The organism is Isoptericola halotolerans, assembly GCF_045689585.1.
In the GTDB taxonomy this organism is placed as follows: domain Bacteria; phylum Actinomycetota; class Actinomycetes; order Actinomycetales; family Cellulomonadaceae; genus Isoptericola; species Isoptericola halotolerans_B.
On record NZ_CP140108.1, the window covers coordinates 3791449 to 3810653 of the forward strand.

Here is a 19205-nt window from a genome sequence, read left to right on the forward strand (position 1 = left end):
CCTTCCCGGGTCATGGGGCGGGCGGGGCGGCAGCCGTTCGGCAGCGCCGCCCCGCCCGTCGTGATCAGTCGGTCGTGCGGACGAGGACCGTCAGCCGGCCTGGCCGTTGAGCATCGGCGTGAGCTTCTCGTCGTACTCGGCGGCGAGCTCGGCCACGTCACCGCCCTCGGCGATCTTCTGGAAGAGCTCCTCGTAGACGAAGGCGCCCTCGACGGCGGCCCAGCCCGGCGCGGCCGGGGTGAGCTTGGAGGCCTCGGCCGTCGCGACCGTCACCTCGCCGAACGTGTCGGTCTCCATGATGCTGTTGAAGTCCGCGTTGGCCGGGCCGAGCCCGTTCTCCGCGAGCATCGTCTGGTACTCGTCCGAGTAGATGATCCGCAGCAGGTTCTCGGAGAGCTCGGGGTGCTGGGACTGGGCCGAGACGGCCACGTTGGAGCCACCGGCGAAGACGGGGGCGATGCCACCGTCGAGACCCGGCAGGGCGAAGATGTCGTACTTCTCCGCGTCGGCCATGCCGTCGCGGACCATCTCGCCCTCGTCGTTCTCGACGAGCTCACCGATGGACCAGCGGGCCCAGCCCGGCGCCATGATCGTCGCGGCCTCGGGGGCCCCGCCGTCCTCGGCGTCGTTCAGGAAGTCCCAGTAGGCGACGTCGCGCTCGGTCGCGGGCAGGTTCGAGGCGCCCTCGTAGACCTCCTGCCACATCTCCAGGCCGGCGACGGTGTTCGGGTCGGAGAGGGTGGAGACCCACTGGTCGCCCTCCTTGACCGCCAGCTCACCGTCGTTGGCGAAGACCCAGGAGATGCCGTTGCGCCAGTCCTGGCCGCCCATGGCGAACCCGGACAGGTCGTCGGTGGTGAGCTCGGTGACGGCCTCGGTGAACTCCGGCAGCGTCTCGGGCACCTCGACGCCCGCCTCGTCCCAGAGGTCCGCGCGGTAGAACATGTAGCGCGAGCCGAAGTAGTAGGGCAGCGCGTAGATGGTGTCGTCCACGGAACCGGCCTCCACGAAGGACGGCAGCAGCTTGTCGCCGCCGAGCTCCTCGTACAGCTCCGGGGAGATCTCCCGGAACGCACCGGCGTTGGTGAAGGTCGGCGACTGGGTGTTGCCGATCTCGACGACGTCCGGGGTGTTCTCGGCGTCGGGCAGCGCCGTGGTGAGCTTGGTGACCAGGTCGCCCCAGTCCTGCTCCTCGATGGTCAGCGTCGAGCCGGGGTTCTCCTCGGCGAACGTGTCCACGAGATAGGTGCGCAGCTCCTCGGGCGTGTCGGCGCCGGCGACCCAGAGGGTGATGTCACCTGGCTCCACCTCGGCGCTGTCGGAGGTCTCGCCGTCCGTGGTGTCGGCCGGCTCGTCGGTGCCGCAGGCGGCGAGCGTGAGTGCGAGCGTGATGGTCGACGCCGCAGCGACGACGGTGCGTGTTCTTCTCACTGCTTCGGTTTCCTTCCAAATTGGGGTACGCGGGGGCCGGTACCAGGTGGCACCGGCGGTGGTCGGTCGATGGAGCGGGTCAGGGACTGCTGCGGGGAGCCGTGTCAGGAGTCATGTCAGGAGACTCCGAGCTGGGCGCCGAGGACGAGGACGGCGGCTCCGGCCAGCACGACGTCGTCGTCCAGCGACGCCATGCGCAGGTTGAGTCCGGCCGCGGTGGCCGGCATGGTCCGCGCGACGAGGGTCTCGTGGGCCGCGGCGCGCAGCGCCCCGGCGAGCAGCTCCGGCGGGCCGGAGAGCAGCACCTCGCCCAGGTTGAGCGCGCCGACGACCGGTGCGAGCGACTTGCCCAGCGTGCGGCCGACGTCGGCCAGCACCGCGTCCGCCGCCGCGCGGTCGAGACCCTCGACGGCGCGTCGCAGCGCGGGCGCCGACAGCACCGTCTCCAGGCACCCCCGGCGCCCGCAGGCGCAGGGCAGGCCGTCGTCGACCGCGGTGACGTGCCCGAGCTCGCCGGCGGCGTCGGCGGAGCCGTGCACGCGCGCGCCGTCGACCATGACGCCGGCACCGACGCCCTGCCCCACGGTGAGGACCAGCATCGAGTCGGCCGCCCCGCCGTAGGTGTACTCGGCGAGCGCCGCGGAGTTCGCGTCGTTGGCGACGTGCACCGGCAGCCCGAGCCGGTCGGTGAGGGTGGCCGCGAGCGGCAGGTCCCGCCACTCGACGTTCGGTGCCTCGACGACGCGTCCGGCGTGGTCGACGACACCCGGCGAGCCGATGCCCACCCCGATGACGGGACGCGTGGCAGCGGCCACCAGACGGCGGGCGAAGCGGGCGATCAGGTCCACCAGGTCGTCACCGCGACGGTCGCCCACCTCGAGCTCCTGGCGGACGACGGCCTCGCCCGTGAGGGTCAGGACGGCGCCGCGCAGGACGGTGTCGTCGGAGAGGTCGACGGCGACGATCTGGTAGGCGTCCGTGCGCATCCCGACGAGGATCGCGGGCTTGCCCACCCGGCGCCCCGGCTGGGTGCCGAGCTCCTCGACGAGGTCCTCGGCCAGGAGCACGCCGACCAGGTCCGAGATGGTGACGCGCGTGAGGCCGGTGGCGCGCGCGAGACCGGCGCGCGACGTGGGGCCCTCGTGGAAGAGGTGCTGGAGCACCAGCGAGCGGTTGTGGGCCCTCGCGTGCTCGGGCAGCACCTTCGAGGTGGCTCGCAGACCGCCACCCAGTCCCCGTCGGCTGGTGCGCGTAGTCGTCGTGGTCATGTTTGTTAGTAGAGCGTCTTAACAGACCCGTTGTCCATCGCCCGTTCGCCTTCGTTACTCGATCGTAACCATCGGTCGGCGGCCGCTCGTCCCACGGTCCGGGACGGAGGTCACGGTCGCGCCACGGTCCCATCACGATCCTGACCACGGCGCGCGTCGGGCCAGGTCAGCCACCTAGAGTCGGGGCCATGCCGATCCGATCCCTGCCTCGTCGCGCCGTGACCGCCACGGTCGCCGCGGTCCTCGCCCTCGGACTCGCGGGGTGCTCCGGCTCCGGGGCGGGGGGCTCCGGCGACGCCGGCGCCGAGATGTCCGCGCAGGACTCCGCCGGGGAGGCAGCCGCCGTCGCGGAGGCCACCGCGGCGACCGAGGAGGACGACTCCGCCTCGTCGGTCGTCGACCGCGAGGTCGTCGTCACCGGCTACCTCTCGCTCGTGTCGGAGCAGCCCACGACGACGGCGGCCGAGCTGGTCCGCCTCGTCGAGCAGGCCGGTGGCCACGTCGAGGAGCGCCACGAGAGCCCCGGCGACGAGGACTCCCCCGGCTCGGCCAGCCTGACCGTCCGGGTCCCCGCGGACCGCACGTCGAGCGCCGTGGACGCGATCGGCGACCTCGGGACCGTGCAGGACGTCGAGCTGTCCAGCACCGACGTCACCAGCCGCGGCCAGGACCTGGACGCCCGCATCTCGGCGCTCACGACGTCGACCGAACGGCTCACCGAGCTCCTGGCCGCCGCCGGCTCCACCGCCGACCTGCTCGAGGTCGAGCGAGAGCTCTCCGAGCGGCAGGCCGAGCTCGACTCCTTGGTCGCCCAGCGTGACGCGCTGAGCGACGAGGTCGCGATGTCGACCCTCCACGTGCAGATCGACGCGCCGGAGGCGCAGATCACCGCTCCGCGCGGCGGGTTCACCGGCGGGCTGGCCACCGGGTGGGAGGCGCTCGTCGCCACGGTCGAGACCGTGGTGCTGGTGCTCGGGGTCCTGCTGCCGTGGCTCGTCCTCGCCGCCGTCGGCTACGTCGTCTACCGGCTCGTGCGCCGCCGCCGTCGGGCCGGCTCGTCACGCGACCCCGAGGACGGAGCCCGGGACGACGCGCAGGACGGCGCACACCACAGCGCGCAGGACAGCGCGTCGTCGGCGGACGACGGGCGCTGACCGGCGCTCCTCACGCCGTGACGGCGAACGCGTCGATCTCCACGAGCATCTCCGGACGCGGCAGCCCCACCATCACCGTGGTGCGGCTCGGCAGCACCCCGGACGGGCAGTGCCGGGTCACGAAGGCCCCGTAGGCCTCGTTCATGGCCGCGAAGTGCTCCCGCGAGGTGAGGTAGACGCGCAGCATCACGACGTCGTCGAACGTCGCCCCGGCCGCCTCGACGATCGCGCGCACGTTCTCCAGGGTTCGCGTCGTCTGGGCCGCGACGTCGTCCGCGAACACGTACTCCCCCGTCACCGGGTCCACGGGGCCCTGCCCGGAGACCTGCACGAACGGCCCGCGGCGCACCCCCTGGTGGAACGTGTGGGCGGGCGCGGGCGCGTGCTGGGTGGACACGGCGGTCTTGGTCATGGTTCCTCCGAGAAGTCGAACGTCAGGGTGCCGACCACCACGTCGCCGTCGGTGAGGACGCCGGTGCGGTACTTGTCGAACGTGGTGCACGGGTGCGAGACGCCGAACCCGACGACGTCGCCCGGCGACAGGTCGTCGTCCGGCACCCGCAGGTAGGCGTGCTGGTCGTCGAGCGCCGTCACCTGCGCGTCGAGCGCTCGGGGGCCGGTGAGCCGGCCGGTGGGGCCGGTCCCCCGGGCGACCAGCGGGACCGGCAGGTGCAGGTCGAACGAGACGTCGCGCCGCCCCAGCCCGCACACCGCCAGGCCGGGCTCGGGCGCCGAGAGCACCGCCGCCCACACGGTGATCGCCGGGCGCAGCGCCGCGACGCCGAGGCGCGTCCACGGGTCCGCGTGCGCGTAGTGACCGTGGTCGTGCGCGACGTAGGCGCCCGACCGGACGACGACGCGGGCACCCGCCGCCGCGGTGAGGTGCCGGACCACGACGTCGGCGAATGCGCTGCCGCCCGCGGACAGCACGACGGGCCCGTCCACGAACGGCGCGACGGCGGCCCCGGCGTCGCGCAGGTGGCCGCACCAGCGCGCGACCGCGTCGAGCTCGGCTGCGGTCGTCCCGGACGCGACCGGCCCCTCGTAGCCGCTGACACCGACGAGCCGCAGCCCGGCGTCGACGACGGACCGGGCGAGCCGCACCGCACCGTCGACGGTCCGGACCCCGGTGCGCCCGCCGTCGACACCCAGCTCCACGAGCACGCCGAGCCGCCGGTGCGTGACGCCGTCGAAGGCCCGGCTCAGCACCTCCACCCCGTGGGGTGAGTCGACGCAGACCCAGACCTCCTCGGCGGCGCCGCCGTCGAGCGCGGCGCGCAGCCGGGTGGCGTCCCGGACATCGACCAGCTCGTTGGCGAGCAGGAGCCGCCGCGCGGAGCCCCACCCCAGCACGGTGCGCAGCTGCGCCGGGGTCGCGACGGTGGCGCCCCAGGCTCCCGCCGCGCGCTGGCGGTCCCACAGCCGGCGTGACATGTGGGTCTTGACGTGCGGGGCGTGCTCGACGCCGGCCCCGGCCAGCGCGGCGGCCACGGTGGCGACGTTGTGCTCGACGCCGCTGCGGTCGAGGGCGAGCAGCGGCCACGTCCGGTCCGGGTCGTCGATCCTCACGACGGGCTCCTCTCCTGGGGTCGGGTGGCGGCAGCGGCCCACAGGCCGCGGCCGGGACGAGCGCCGGTCAGCTCACCGCCGGCGAGCACCGGCTGTCCGGCGACGAGCACGTCGTCGATCCCGAACGCGGGGGCCCGGGGCGCCTCGTAGGTCGCCCGGTCGGCCACGGCGTCAGGGTCGACCAGCACGAGGTCGGCGACGGCCCCCGGCGCGACGCGTCCACGGCCTGCCAGCGCGAAGCGACGTGCGGCCCGGCCCGAGAGGTGCTCGGCGGCGTCGTGCCACGTCCAGTCGCCGGTGCCTCGCACGTGCTCGGCGAGGAACCGGGCGAAGGCACCCCACCCGCGGGGGTGCGGCCGACCCTCCGTGGCGGCAGCGCCGACGGGTTGGTAGATCGCGTCGGAACCCGCGAGGTGCGCGGGATGGTTCGCCAGCGCGCGCACCGCGGCGGCCGTCCCGGTGGGCGGCTGGGCGAAGACGCAGCTCGCCCGCAGCCGGGACGCCCGCAGGATGCGCAGCGCGGCCTCCGACGGCGGAACGCCCCAGCGCGCGGCGACGTCGACCAGCGCCCGGCCCGCCACGTCACCCTCGTGCGGGGCCAGCCCCGGCACCCAGGCGAGGGTGACGCGCGGCCAGAGGCCGGCCAGCTCGTCGAGGTGGGCGCGCAGCCGGCGGGCGTGGGCCGGAGCGTCGAGGGCCGCGGCGGTGGCGTCCGGGTCGGCGAGCGGCAGCCAGGTCGGTAGGGCCACCATCGACAGCAGCGAGCAGCCCCGCAGGTACGGATAGGAGTCGAAGGTGACGTCGGTGCCGGCAGTGCGCGCCGCGTCGAGCAGCGCGACGATCGGTGCCGCCGGGCCGTGCAGGTGCGACACGTGCGTGGCGGCGCCCGTCGCCGCGGCCAGCCGCAGCAGCTCCTCGAGCGCCGGGACGGCACGGTCCTCGTAGCCCCGCATGTGCGAGACGTGGGGCAACCCGTGCTCGGCGGCGACCGCGACGACGGCGCGCAGCTCGTCCTCGTGCGCCCAGGCCGCCGGGACGTACTCGAAGCCGGTGGACAGCCCCACCGCGCCGTCGGCGAGCCCCTGGCGCGCCAGCGCCACCATCGTCGCCGTCTCGGCGGGGGTGGCCGGACGCCGGTCGACGCCCACGACGGTGCGGCGCAGGGTGCCGTGCGGCACGAGCGCCGCGACGCTCACCGGGATGGTCCCGTCGTAGCCGGCGAGCAGCTCGGCGACGCTGCCGCCGTCGAACCGCGGGTGCTCGCCGTCGATGCCCGCGAAGTAGCGGCCCGCCCAGGCAGCGGAGGTCCGGTCCGACGGCGCGTACCCCACGCCGTCGGCCCCGGTGACGATCGCCGTGATCCCCTGGCGCAGCAGCGCGTGCTGGACCTCCGGCTCGAGCACGGCGGCGCCCCCGTGGACGTGGGCGTCGACGAAGCCCGGCAGCACGAGGCGGCCGCCACCGTCGAGCACCGTCCCGCCGCGCCGGTGCGACGACCGCTCGACCGCGCGTAGCCGGCCGCCGTCGAGGAGGACGTCCTGGGGTGACGTGAGGCTGCCGTCGGGACGGGGCAGCACCACTCCCCGCACGACGTCCACCGTCCGGGCGCTCACCGGCGGGCCTCCGGCTCGGCCCCGTCCCGACCCGGGACCCAACCGCCCATCCCGTCCCAGCCGGCAGCGGCGCGCTCGGCCGCGAGGTCCCGCGGGTGCCCGGCGACGCCCGGACGCCGTTGCCACGGGCGCGGACCCTCGGGCGGTCGGAACTCGACCCCGGCGGCCGCGAGGCGCGGCAGGTGCGCACCGTGCAGCCGGTCGAGGAACGCGGCGGACGCCGGGCCGCCGGGTGCGCGAGGTGCGGGATCGGTGGTCCAGACGGCCTCGGCGAACGCCGTCAGCCGCGGGAACGCCGCGTAGTCGACGCGGCGCGCGGAGTCGAGGTGCTCGGTCCACACCTGCGCCTGGGCACCCAGCAGACGGCCGGGCCGCTCGTCGTCCGGCACCCCGGGGCGGGCCGCGAGCGCAGCCGCCGGCAGCGGCTCGAACCCGTACACGTCGGCCGTGGTGCGCACGAAGCCGACCGGGACGGGCTCGTCCGGGTCGTCGGCGGCGCGATGGTCGAGGTACACCTCCTGCTCGGGCGCCATGACGACGTCGTGGCCCGCCGCCATCGCGTCCAGCGCGACGGTGTGGCCGCGCCAGCAGACGACGACGGCGTCGCGGGGCAGGTCGGGGCCGAACGCCTCGTCCCACACCACGGCGCGACGCCCCCTGGTGCGCAGGTGGTCGGCCAGCCGGGCGAGGAACCAGCCGTGCAGCCGGGCCACGTCGGGGCTCCCGTCCCCGCGGGTCAGACCGAGGCTGGCGGCCCGCTCCGCGAGGTCCGGGCGCTCGCTCCACGCGGTGGTCGGCACCTCGTCACCGCCGAGCGCCACGAACGGGGCGTCGAAGATCCGGCAGACCTCGTCCAGCACCCCGCGGAAGAACGCCAGGGTCTGCTCGGACGGGTCCAGCACGTCCTCGCTGATGCCCCACGTGGTCGAGACCTCGTGGGGCCCGGAGCGGGCGGCGAGCTCCGGGTAGGCGGCGACCGCCGCCGCGACGTGGCCGGGGACGTCGACCTCGGGGACGACCATCACCCCGCGCTCGCGGGCGTAGGCGACGATCTCGCGCAGGTCGTCGGCGGTGTAGTACCCGCCGTGGGGCCGACCGTCGAGCGTCCCGGTGCGCCACGTGCCGACGGTGGACTCGCGCCGCCAGGCACCGACCTGCGTGAGCCGGGGGTACCGCTCGATCTCGATCCGCCAGCCCTGGTCGTCGGTGAGGTGGAGCTGGAGCACGTTCAGGTGGTGCGCCGCGGCCAGGTCGACGAACCGCAGCACGTCCGCCGTCGGCAGGAAGTGGCGTGCGACGTCGAGCAGGACCCCGCGCCAGTGGTGGCGCGGGGAGTCGCTGACGCGCAGGGCGGGCAGCACGAGCGGGGCGGTGCCGGCCCGGCGGAACGCGGCAGCACCACCGAGCTGCCGGAGCGTCTGGGCGGCGGCGAACGCCCCCGGCAGGTCGGCGGCGCGCACCTGCACGACGGCGGGGCTCACGTCGAGCGCGTACGCCCCGCAGGTCAGGGTGTCGTCGAGGTCGAAGCGCACGCTCGCACGGTGAGAGTCGACGGGCTCGGCGGTGGGCTCGGCGGCGGGTTCACCAGCGGCGGCCGTCCTGCTCGGCGTCGGGACCAGCTCGATCCCGGTGCTCTCCTCGGTGACCCGGCGCCACCACCGGGCCGCGGGGGCGAGCAGCGGGTGCGTCGCGACGAGGGCGCCGTCGGCCAGGGCGTGCTCGCCCGGGTCGAGCGCCGCCGTCAGCGGTGCGGGGACGGTGGGGACCGGCGTCGTCGGCGGTGTGGCGTGGGGCACACCACGCACCCTAGCGAATTGGGTAGGCCCCCTGACAATCAGGCCCGGTCGATGGCGTCCTCCTCGTTCTCGCCCTCCTCGACCGGCACAAGAGGCTCCTCGTCCGGATCGCGGTTCCGGCCCCGGCCCGCCACCTTCGGCCGGCCTCGACGCTCCGCACGGTCGCGCTTGGCGAGAACGCCCGCGAACTGCGCCTCGATCGCCGCCCGCCGCTCGGTGGACAAGGCCTTGATCATCGAGAACATCATGAGGAACACCAGGATGAAGATCGGCAGCCCGATCACCGTGATGACCTGCTGCAGAGCGGCAAGACCGTCGGCGTTGGTCACGCCGCCGAGGATGATCAGCGACGCGGCGAGCGCCCCCTCACTCACACCCCAGAACACCCGCTGACGGGTCGGCCCGGCGTCCGGTGTGCCGGCGCAGAGCATGTCCACCACCAGCGACGCCGAGTCCGAGGACGTGGCGAAGAACAGGGCGACCACCACCACGGCGATGCCGGAGATCAGCGTCGCGGCCGGGAACTGCTCGAAGAACGTGAACATGGCCAGCGCCACGTCCACCTCGACCGCCTCGGAGATGATCCCGCCGTCCCCGCCGATCCCGTCGAGCTGCATCGCCGACCAGCCGAACACGACGAACCACACGATGGTGAACAGCGTCGGCGCGAGGAGCACGCCCGCGACGAACTGGCGGATGGTGCGGCCCTTGGAGATGCGCGCGAGGAACACGCCCATGAACGGTGCCCAGGTGACCGTCCAGGCCCAGTAGAAGACCGTCCAGTCACCCTGCCAGCCCCAGCCACCGTCCTTGGTGAAGGGCGACATCGCGTCGTTCCAGAACGCCAGCCCCGTCAGGTCCTGCAGGTAGACGCCGATGCTCTGCGGGATCTGTCGCAGCAGGAACACGGTGTCGCCGCTGATGAGGATGAAGATCATCAGTCCGACGGCCATGAGGATGTTGATGTTCGACAGCCGCTTCACGCCCTTGTCGAGGCCCGCGACGATCGACGTGACCGCGACGGCCGTCAGCACCGTGATGATGCCGACCTGCAACCACGTGCTGTTGTCGACCTCCGGCAGCAGGTGGTTGATGCCGGCCCCGATCTGGGACGTCCCCAGGCCGAGCGACACCGCCAGGCCGAAGAGCGTGCCGAGGACCGCGAAGATGTCGATCGTGCGGCCGATCGGCCCGTGGATCCACTCCTTGAGGAACGGGTAGAACACCGAGCTGACGCGCAGCGGGAGGTCGTGCCGGTAGACGAAGTACCCGAAGGCGAGGCCGGGCAGCGTGAAGATCGTCCAGGTGTGCAGGCCCAGGTCGTACAGCGAGACCGACATGGCGTCCTCGGCCGCCTCCGCCGAGTACGGCTCCACCCCGGCGAACGGTGGCGTCCCGAAGTGGGAGATGGGCTCGGCCACGCCCCAGAACATCAGCACCGTGCCGATCCCGCCGGCGAACAGCATCGCGAACCACGAGAGGTTGCCGTACTCCGGCCTCGCGTCGTCGGGTCCGAGCCGCAGGTGGCCGTAGCGGCTCAGCGCCACCCACGCGAGGAAGACGAGCCAGACCGTCACGCCCAGGATGAAGAACCAGCCGAGATTGGTGACGATCCACTCGCGGCCGTTGCCGAAGGCGTTGCCGATCGGCGTCGGGAAGATCATCAGGACCACGAGGAACAGCACCATGAGTGCCGCGGAGACGAAGAAGATGATCGGGTCGGTCCGGAGACCCAGCCGCCTCGCGACGACGTCGAGCTTTCCCTCGGCCATGGCTACCACTCCCCTGTGACGGTCATCACGTCCACCCTGAGGGTGCAGAAGTCGATAGTCCAGCACCTGGCCGTTCCCCGCGCGTCGGGAGGCGGAAGGAGCGGCGTCCCGACGTGCTGCGGGCTCAGCCGCGCGAGGCTCTCTTGGTCCGCGTCGTCGCGCTGGCGGCCGCGGGATCCTCGGGCCACGGGTGCTTGGGGTAGCGCCCGCGCAGCTCGGACCGCACCTGCGGGTATCCGGTGCGCCAGAACCCGGCGAGGTCCGCGGTCACCGCGGCGGGCCGCTGCGCCGGGGAGAGCAGCTCCAGGACCAGCGGCACCCGCCCGTCGGCCAAGGCGGGCGCACCCTGCCAGCCGAAGACCTCCTGGATCCGCGCGGCCAGCGTGGGCCGGTCCGGGTCGGAGTAGTCCACGCGCAGCGCCGAGCCGGTGGGGACGGTGACGCGTTCGGGGGCGAGGACGTCGAGCCGGGCGGCCTCGGGCCACGGGAGCAGCCTGCGCAGCGCCGTCGTCGTGTCCACGCGGCGCAGGTCCCGGCCGGTCCGCACCCGGTCGAGGTCCGGCCCGAGCCAAGCGGGCACGTGGTCCTCCAGCGCCGCGTCGGACACGTCCGGCCACGGCTCGCCGAGCGCTGCGTGGAGGAAGGCGAGCCGGCGCCGCAACGAGACCGCTGCCGGGGGCCAGGGCACCAGGTCGATCCCCTCCGAACGCAGGCCGCGCTGAACGGCCGCCGCCACCAGCTCGGACGGCGGCCGGGTCAAGGGCTTCGCCGACAGCTCGATCGCACCCAGCCGCTCCACGCGGCGTGACACCAGCCGGCCGTCCCGCCAGGCGACGTCGTCGACGGTCCTCAGCAGGCTCGCGCCCGCCTCGCGGGCGGTGGCCTCGTCGATCGGGACCGCCGACCGGACGAGCGCGTCGGGCTGCCCGGGAGACCGGGTCGCCTCCGCGACGGCGAGCCACTCGCTGCCCGCCAACGCACCCCCGGGCAGGCGCGCCCCCGCTCCCCCCGCCATGAGGTACCGGTCGGATCCCGGCCGCTTGCGGGCGATGCGGTCGGGATGGGCCAACGCCGTCACGATCCCGACGGCGAGGTCCAGGCTGACCCCGTGCGTACCGATCGACGTCCCGGCCCGGTCGTCGCGCGGGCTGCGTTCCCGTCGCGCGACGACCCGCTCCCAGCGATCCGCCTCGCGCCGCCACGGGTTGCTCCGCCCCGGCGCGGAGCGCTGGCGGCGCAACGCGGCCGACAGGTCGACGTCGCTCGGGCCGCCGTCGGCCGCGAGCAGCGCGACCGTCTCCGCGGCGACCCGCGGACCGACCGCCTCGGCGCCGTCGAGCAGCGCGCGCGCCAGCCGCGGGTCGGTCCCGACCGCGGCGATGGCCCGGCCCCGCGCGGTGACGACGCCGTCGGCCGTCACGGCGCCGAGCTCAGCGAGGACGGCGTCCGCGGCGGCCGCCGCGGCAGGCGGCGGCGCGTCCAGCAGCGCGAGCCCCTTCCCACCCGGCGCGCCCCACACCGCGAGCTCGAGCATCGGACCGGTCAGGTCGGCGGTCTGGATCTCGGGACGCGGGTGGGGTTCCAGCCGGGCGTGCTCGGCCTCGGACCAGCACCGGTACACGGTGCCGGGGCCCTGACGCCCGGCACGTCCCGCGCGCTGCTCGGCCGCGGCCTGGCTCACGCTGCGGGTGACGAGCCCCGCCAGTCCCCGGTGGTGGTCGGTGCGGGGCTCACGCACCAGGCCGGCGTCCACCACGACCCGCACTCCCGGGACGGTGAGCGATGACTCCGCCACCGCCGTGGAGACGATGACCCGCCGGCCCGACGTCGCCTGCAGGGCGCGGTCCTGCTCGGCCCCCGGGAGGCGACCATGAAGGGGCAGCACGTCGACCCGGGGGAAGGCTGCGCGAGCGAGGCGCACCACGTCGTCGACCTCCCGGGCGCCGGGGAGGAAGACCAGGACGTCGCCGGCCTGCTCCTGCAGCGCCCGTCCCAGGACGTCGGTGACATGACCGAGGAACTCGCGGCTCGTGCCCCCGGGCGTCAGGCGCGGTGCGGAGCGCGGCGCGGGGCACCACACCGTCGAGACCGGGTGCAGGGCACCGGGCACGGTGACGACCGAGGCGTCCTCCCCGAGCAGCGCGGCGACCCGGCCCGCCTCGACCGTGGCGGACATGGCCACGACGGCGAGGTCCTCGCGCAGCGCCGCACGCGCCTCGACCAGCATGGCGAGCAGCAGATCGCCGTCGACCTGACGCTCGTGGACCTCGTCGAGCACGACGGCCCGGACGCCGGGGAGCTCCGGGTCGTGCTGCAGGCGGCGCAGCAGCGTGCCGGCGGTGACGAACTCCACGAGGGTCTCCGGACCGGTCTGCCGGTCCCCACGCACCGAGAAACCAGCAGTGCGCCCCACCGGCTCGCCGAGGAGCCCGGCGAGCCGGCGAGCACCGGCGCGGGCGGCGATCCGGCGCGGTTGGGTGACGACGACGCGGCCGCCCTGAGCGACCGCGAGCGTGGGAGGAACCAGAGTCGTCTTGCCGCTCCCGGGCGGGGACTGCAGCACCGCGACTCCCGAGGTGCGGACCGCGGCGGACAGCTCGGCGAGGCCGCCGGCGACCGGCAGCGCCGGCGGGGCGGCGAGGAGATCAGCGAGCACGGCCAGGGACATGGGCTCCAGTGTGCCGTGCCCGGCCAGGACGCAGCCAAGGCCCGGGCCCCTGCCGGCGAGTCTGCTGGCAGGAGCCCGGGCCTCGGGCACGGGGTGGAGCTGCCGGGAATCGAACCCGGGTCCGGTGACGCTGTTCCAGGACTTCTCCGGGCGCAGTCTGCTGCGCTTTTCTCAGCCCCCACACTCACGCAGACGAGGTGTGGACGGGCTCAGTCGTCTAAGAGTCCCCGCAGCCCCGACGACGAGGGCTACGAGCAGTGGCTCTCTAGATGACGTGAGCTACCGGGTCGAGAGCAATCCCGGGCTCACGGACTTCGAGGCTCGCTCAGGCGGCGAGGGCGAAGTCGGTGCGCTTGTTATCGGCACCTATAGGTTTGCAGGCATCGTTCACGAGATGAGCCTGCCTCCTCGGCCCGCTTCTCCTGGAATCACGACCACCGTCGAAACCGATCAGCCCCTGTGGTGTTGTCAAGCGCCGGCCCGCAGGCCGACGGTCTCACTGTAGTGCACCAACGACACCGTGCGCACGGATATTCCGGCCCGCCGGGCCGGCGCCGCGCACCGGTCCTGTCAGCTGAGGAGCTCCTTCTGGCGGATCGCCCGCTGCGCCTCGCGCATGTCCTGCTTCTCGCGCAGCGTCTGACGCTTGTCGTACTCCTTCTTGCCGCGGGCCAGCGCGATCTCCACCTTGGCCCGGCCGTCCAGGAAGTACAGCCGCAGCGGCACGATGGTGTGCCCCTTCTCCCGCGACTTCACGCCGAGGCGGTCGATCTCGTCGCGGTGCAGGAGGAGCTTGCGCTTGCGCTTGGGCGTGTGGTTGTTCCACGTGCCCTGGAAGTACTCGGGGATGTGGACGTTCTCCAGCCAGGCCTCGTCGTGGTCGATCGCGACGTAGCCGTCCACGAGCGAGGCGCGGCCCATGCGCAGCGCCTTGACCTCCGTGCCGGACAGGACGATCCCGGCCTCGAAGACGTCCTCGATCACGAAGTCGTGGCGCGCCCTCTTGTTGTTCGCCACGACCTGGCGCGGGTCGTCCGCCTTCTTCTTGGCGCCCTTGGCCTTGTTGGACACGGCTCCCCCTCCCCTGGTCGCGGTACCGCAGCGTCCCAGGATACGCGGCCGACGACGGCGGTCCAGACCTTTTCCGCGCTCGGCGATCAGCGCGTCAGTTGAGCCAGCCGCCCATCGGGTCGACGGTGCTGCCGTTGACGTACACCTCGAAGTGCAGGTGGCACGCCGTCGAGCTGCCGGTGGTCCCGGAGTACCCGATGATCTCGCCCTTGTCGACCTTCTCCCCCACGCTCACCACGTCGCGGGACAGGTGCAGGTAGCGGGACATGACGCTGTCGCCCTGGTGCCGGCCATGGTTGACGAGCACGTTGTTGCCCGGGCCGCTGCCGTAGTAGGCCTGCTCCACGTACCCGCTCTGGGCCGCGTAGATGGGCGTGCCGCAGTACGACCGGATGTCGGTGCCCGCGTGCAGCCGCCACGCGTTGTAGAGCGGGTGGAATCGCTGGCCGTACGAGCTGGTGACCACGTGGTAGTTCGTGGGCCAGCCGAGGAACGGGCCGGAGGAGCCTCCGCCACCGGAGCCTCCGCCACTGCCGCCGGAACCGGAACCACCGCCTCCGCCGCCGGACCCGCCTCCGCCACCGCCGGAGCCACCTCCGCTCGAGCCGCCCTTGTCGGACTCCTCCTGCTCGGCACGGCGTTCGGCCTCTCGCTCGGCCTGCCGCTTCGCCTCGGCCTCCCGCTGGCGGCGCTCCTCGGCCTCGAGGCGCTTGCGCTCCTCCTCGAGGCGGCGGTCGCGCTCCTCCTGCTTGACGATGATCGCCTGGATCTCGTCCTCGACGGTCGCCCGCTGCGCCTCGTTCTCCTCGAGCTCCGCGACGGTCTCGTCGCGCTGCTCCTCGATCGATGCCTTGAGCCGCTTCTGCTCCTCGATGAGCTGTTCGACCTCGGCCTTGCGGTCCGCGGCGTCCTGCTCCGCCTGCTCGGCGACCACGACGTTGGCGTCGGCCTCCGCCTTGAGGTCGGCGATGGTCTCGCGGATCGCGACGAGCCGGGCCTCCTGGTTGCGCGCCACCGTCTGCGCCTCCTGCAGCTCGGCGACGGCTCGTGACTGGCTGCGCGCTGCGGAGGAGTTGACGGACATGTCCTCGAGGAACTCGCGCGTCGACTGCGCGCCGGTGACGAGGCCCAGCGCACTGACGTCGTCGCCTCGTCGATACGCCTCGCGGGCCATCGCGACGACGTCGGACCGGGCCTCCTCGGACTGCCCCTCGCCCGCCGCGATCTCCTCCGAGATCCGCGTCTCCTCGTCCTCGGCGTCGGCGAGGCGCTGCGCGAGGACCTCGGCCTTGCGCCGCGCCTCGGCGAGTGCGGCCTGCGCCTCCGCCAGCTCGGCCTGGGCCACGGGCAGCCGCGCCTCGACCGTGTTGAGGTCGAGCACGGCCTGGGCGAACTCGGCGTTGGTGTCCTCCAGGGCGAGCTCGAGGTCTTCGCGCTCGGCGTCCTTCTCGCGCTTCTCCTGCTCGGCGGCGGCGCGCTGGTCGTCGATCTCGTCGGCGAGCGCCGGTGCCGACGGTCCCAGGACGAGCAGGCCGACGACGGCGGCACCGATGATCCGGCGCAGGCGGGAGGCGGGACGCGAGGTCATGGGATCACACCCTCGTGTAGCGGTGCAGGGTGACGACGGAGGACGCGACGGCGAGCGCGACGGCGACGCCGAGCAGCAGCGGGGCGATGGCCAGGACGTCGGCGGTCGTGACGTAGTTGACCCAGTCGACCGACTCGGCGAGCCAGTCGACCACCAGGTACTGCACGGCGAGCCACAGCCCGCCCACGGCCAGCACGGCGCCCACGAGCGCGGCGATGGCCCCCTCCAGCATGAAGGGCAGCTGCACGAAGAGGTTCGACGCACCCACGAGACGCATGATGCCTGTTTCTCGCCGTCTCGACACGGCGGAGAGCCTGATCGTGGTGGTGATCAGCAGTGCCGCAGCCAGCAGCATGACCGCGGCCAGGCCCACCGCGACCAGGGACGCGCGGTTGAGCGCGAGGAAGAGCGGCTCGAAGGCCGCGCGCTGGTCCTCGACCACCTCGACGCCGTCGCGACCGCCGAGGACGTCGTCGACGACCTGGTACTGCTCGGGGTCGGCGAGCTGGAGCCGGTAGGACGCCTGCATGTCGTCCTCGGTGAGCTGCGTGCCCTGGTACCCGTCCGGGTAGCGGGCGGAGAAGGCCTCGAACGCCTCGGCCTGGGACTCGAAGTAGGTGGTCGACACGACGTCGTCCAGCTCGGTGGCGATCGCCTCCTCGACCGCGGCGATCTGGTCCTCGGTGGCCTCTCCCTCGGCACAGGTGGGGACCGTGGAGCCGTCGGGGCACAGGAAGACGGACACCTCGACGAGGTCGTACCAGTCCCCCTTGAGCTTGGTCACCTGCGTCTGCAGCAGTGCGGCCGCGCCGACGAAGGTCAGGGACACGAACGTCACCAGCACCACGGAGACCACCATGGTGGCGTTGCGCCGCAGGCCCTGGAGGACCTCGACGAGGATGAACTGCAGACGCACCGCTCAGACCTCCTCGGCGCCGGCGCGGGACATCGCGCGACGCGACCGGGTCGGCCGGTCCTCGAGCGGCTCGGGTTCGGTGGGCGCCTCGGCCGGCGCGGTGCCGACGGGGTCCTCGGCCAGGGGAGCGACGGCGTCGTGCGCGTCCTCCTCGAACGCCCCGTGCCCGACGGCGGCCTCGGCGGCCTGCTCCGCGGCGACGTCGCCGGGCTCCGGCTGGACGACGATGCGTGGCGTCGCCGTCCCGCGCCGGGGGACACCGCGGCCGGGAGCGTCGAGCATCGGTGCCGGCCCGACCAGCGGCAGGATGTCCTCCCGGCGCCCGTAGACCGCGTCGGCCTCGTCGCGCACGACGTGCCCGGTGGAGAGCTCGACGACGCGACGGCGCATCTCGTTGACGATCTCGTCGTCGTGCGTCGCCATCACCACGGTGGTGCCGGTGCTGTTGATGCGGTCGAGCAGTCGCATGATGCCGAGGGACGTCGTCGGGTCGAGGTTGCCGGTGGGCTCGTCGGCGAGGAGGATCTGCGGCCGGTTGACGAACGCGCGGGCGATCGCGACGCGCTGCTGCTCACCGCCGGAGAGCTCGTGGGGGCGGCGCTTCTCCTTGCCGTCGAGGCCGACCCACTCGAGCACCTCCGGCACGGTGGTGCGGATGGTATGCCGCGGTCGGCCGATGACCTGCAGCGCGAAGGCGACATTCTCGTAGACGTTCTTGTTGGGCAGCAGCCGGAAGTCCTGGAAGACCATGCCGATGCCGCGCCGCAGCGAGGGCACCTTCCACGCCGAGAGCCGGGTCAGGTCGCGGCCGGCGACGTACACCCGCCCGCCGGTGGGCCGCTCCTCGCGCAGCACGAGCCGCAGGAACGTGGACTTGCCCGAACCGGAGGCGCCCACGAGGAAGACGAACTCACCGCGCTCGACGTCGACGGAGACGTCGTCGAGCGCAGGTCGCGCCCCCCGGGCGTAGACCTTCGAGACGTTCTCGAACCGGATCACTGCGTGCCCCTCCCCCGCGCGGACGCCGCTGTCTGCCGCGCTCGCCTGGTCGAGAGTCGCACGACGCCTCGGGTGTGCCGTCGGACGACACGCCGGTGTGTCGCGGGTCAACCTGTTGCTCGGCGCAACTACGGACAAACGGCGGAAATCCGCCAAACGCCGAGGTAGCGCCCATTCCGCCGAGGTAGCGCAGCCCGGCGCGAGGTAGCGCACGACGGCGCGAGGTAGCGCGAGGTCGTCGCGCTCGGATCAGCTCTGGCCGCCCGAACGACGCCAGCGGATGCCGGCCTCGATGAACTCGTCGATCGCGCCGTCGAACACGTTCTGGGTGTTGCCGGACTCGTGCTCGGTGCGCAGGTCCTTGACCATCTGGTACGGGTGCAGCACGTAGGAGCGCATCTGGTCGCCCCACGACGCCTTGATGTCCCCGGCCATCTCCTTCTTCTTCGCGGCCTCCTCCGCCTGACGGATCAGCAGGAGGCGCGACTGCATGACACGCAGCGCGGCAGCGCGGTTCTGGATCTGCGACTTCTCGTTCTGCATCGACACCACGGTCCCCGTGGGGATGTGCGTCATGCGCACCGCGGAGTCCGTGGTGTTCACGGACTGGCCGCCCGGGCCCGAGGAGCGGAAGACGTCGATCTTCAGCTCGTTCTCCGGGATCTCGATGGAGTCCGTCTGCTCGATGAGCGGGATCACCTCGACCGCGGCGAACGACGTCTGCCGGCGTCCCTGGTTGTCGAACGGCGAGATGCGCACCAGGCGGTGCGTACCCGCCTCGACCGAGAGGTGGCCGAACGCGTACGGGGCGTCCACCTCGAACGTCGCGGACTTCAGGCCCGCCTCCTCGGCGTAGGAGGTGTCCATGACCTTGGTCGGGTAGCCGTGGCGCTCGGCCCAGCGCAGGTACATGCGCATCAGCATCTCGGCGAAGTCCGCGGCGTCGACGCCACCGGCACCGGCACGGATCGTCACGACGGCGGCGCGGACGTCGTACTCGCCGTTGAGCAGGGTCCGGACCTCGAGCGACCGCAGGTCCTTGCGGATGGCCTCGATCTCGGCCTGCGCCTCCTCGAGGGAGTCGGCGTCCTCCATCTCGCGGCCCAGCTCGACGAGCGTCTCGGCGTCGTTGATCCGGCTCGCGAGGCGCTTCACACGCTCGAGCTCGCTCTGCGCGTGGGACAACGCGGAGGTGACCTTCTGCGCGTTGTCCTGGTCGTCCCACAGGTCCGGAGAAGCCGCCTGGTCGGACAGCATCTCGATCCGCTCCTGCAGCTCAGCAGGGTCGCTCACCGACTCGATGTTCTGGAGGGTCGAGCGGAGCGCCTTGATCTCGGCGGGAAAATCGATGGTGGCCACG

13 protein-coding genes, 1 other RNA gene and 1 pseudogene are annotated in these 19205 nt (G+C 73.2%); 1 reads left to right on the plus strand and 14 read right to left on the minus strand.

Features of this window, described 5'->3' with window-relative positions:
* Nucleotides 1-90: 90 nt before the first annotated feature.
* Nucleotides 91-1431, minus strand: a complete 1341-nt coding sequence (locus UQW22_RS17865) for an extracellular solute-binding protein (RefSeq protein WP_407318520.1) — start codon at nucleotides 1429-1431, stop codon at nucleotides 91-93.
* A gap of 116 nt (nucleotides 1432-1547) precedes the next feature.
* On the minus strand, nucleotides 1548-2699 hold the full coding sequence (locus UQW22_RS17870; protein WP_407318521.1) for an ROK family protein: 1152 nt from the start codon (nucleotides 2697-2699) through the stop codon (nucleotides 1548-1550).
* A 188-nt stretch (nucleotides 2700-2887) separates the two neighbouring features.
* Between UQW22_RS17870 and UQW22_RS17875 the strand changes: the two genes are divergently transcribed.
* Entirely contained in the window at nucleotides 2888-3853 is a 966-nt protein-coding gene (locus UQW22_RS17875) for a DUF4349 domain-containing protein (RefSeq protein WP_407318522.1), read from the plus strand.
* Between the two features lie 10 nt (nucleotides 3854-3863).
* On the opposite strand, the gene UQW22_RS17880 is transcribed toward UQW22_RS17875, so the two are convergent.
* The 12 genes and pseudogenes from UQW22_RS17880 to prfB form a co-directional block, all read right to left on the minus strand.
* Complete coding sequence (locus UQW22_RS17880) at nucleotides 3864-4265, minus strand: RidA family protein (RefSeq protein ID WP_407318524.1); 402 nt, start codon at nucleotides 4263-4265, stop codon at nucleotides 3864-3866.
* Entirely contained in the window at nucleotides 4262-5422 is a 1161-nt protein-coding gene (locus UQW22_RS17885) for an alanine racemase (protein ID WP_407318525.1), read from the minus strand. The genes UQW22_RS17880 and UQW22_RS17885 overlap by 4 nt, the downstream gene beginning before the upstream one ends.
* Nucleotides 5419-7035 (minus strand): amidohydrolase family protein, encoded by a 1617-nt coding sequence (locus UQW22_RS17890; RefSeq protein WP_407318526.1) that lies wholly within the window; start codon nucleotides 7033-7035, stop codon nucleotides 5419-5421. The genes UQW22_RS17885 and UQW22_RS17890 overlap by 4 nt, the downstream gene beginning before the upstream one ends.
* Entirely contained in the window at nucleotides 7032-8831 is a 1800-nt protein-coding gene (locus UQW22_RS17895; protein WP_407318527.1) for a beta-N-acetylhexosaminidase, read from the minus strand. The genes UQW22_RS17890 and UQW22_RS17895 overlap by 4 nt, the downstream gene beginning before the upstream one ends.
* Nucleotides 8832-8869: 38 nt before the next feature.
* The gene (locus tag UQW22_RS17900) at nucleotides 8870-10603 is read right to left on the minus strand and encodes a BCCT family transporter (RefSeq protein ID WP_407318528.1); all 1734 of its coding nucleotides are present in this window, start codon (nucleotides 10601-10603) and stop codon (nucleotides 8870-8872) included.
* A 124-nt stretch (nucleotides 10604-10727) separates the two neighbouring features.
* Complete coding sequence (gene hrpB / locus UQW22_RS17905; RefSeq protein WP_407318529.1) at nucleotides 10728-13271, minus strand: ATP-dependent helicase HrpB; 2544 nt, start codon at nucleotides 13269-13271, stop codon at nucleotides 10728-10730.
* Nucleotides 13272-13362: 91 nt separating this feature from the next.
* Nucleotides 13363-13729: a transfer-messenger RNA gene (gene ssrA, locus UQW22_RS17910) on the minus strand.
* A gap of 112 nt (nucleotides 13730-13841) precedes the next feature.
* Complete coding sequence (gene smpB, locus UQW22_RS17915) at nucleotides 13842-14342, minus strand: SsrA-binding protein SmpB (protein WP_407318530.1); 501 nt, start codon at nucleotides 14340-14342, stop codon at nucleotides 13842-13844.
* Nucleotides 14343-14436: 94 nt separating this feature from the next.
* Complete coding sequence (locus UQW22_RS17920) at nucleotides 14437-15930, minus strand: peptidoglycan DD-metalloendopeptidase family protein (RefSeq protein ID WP_407318531.1); 1494 nt, start codon at nucleotides 15928-15930, stop codon at nucleotides 14437-14439.
* Nucleotides 15931-15934: 4 nt separating this feature from the next.
* Nucleotides 15935-16846, minus strand: a complete 912-nt coding sequence (ftsX, locus tag UQW22_RS17925) for a permease-like cell division protein FtsX (RefSeq protein WP_407318532.1) — start codon at nucleotides 16844-16846, stop codon at nucleotides 15935-15937.
* A 321-nt stretch (nucleotides 16847-17167) separates the two neighbouring features.
* Nucleotides 17168-17845, minus strand: a pseudogene (ftsE, locus tag UQW22_RS17930) (cell division ATP-binding protein FtsE); the annotation flags it as partial.
* A 249-nt stretch (nucleotides 17846-18094) separates the two neighbouring features.
* Complete coding sequence (gene prfB, locus UQW22_RS17935) at nucleotides 18095-19204, minus strand: peptide chain release factor 2 (RefSeq protein ID WP_407318533.1); 1110 nt, start codon at nucleotides 19202-19204, stop codon at nucleotides 18095-18097.
* Nucleotide 19205: the final 1 nt, after the last annotated feature.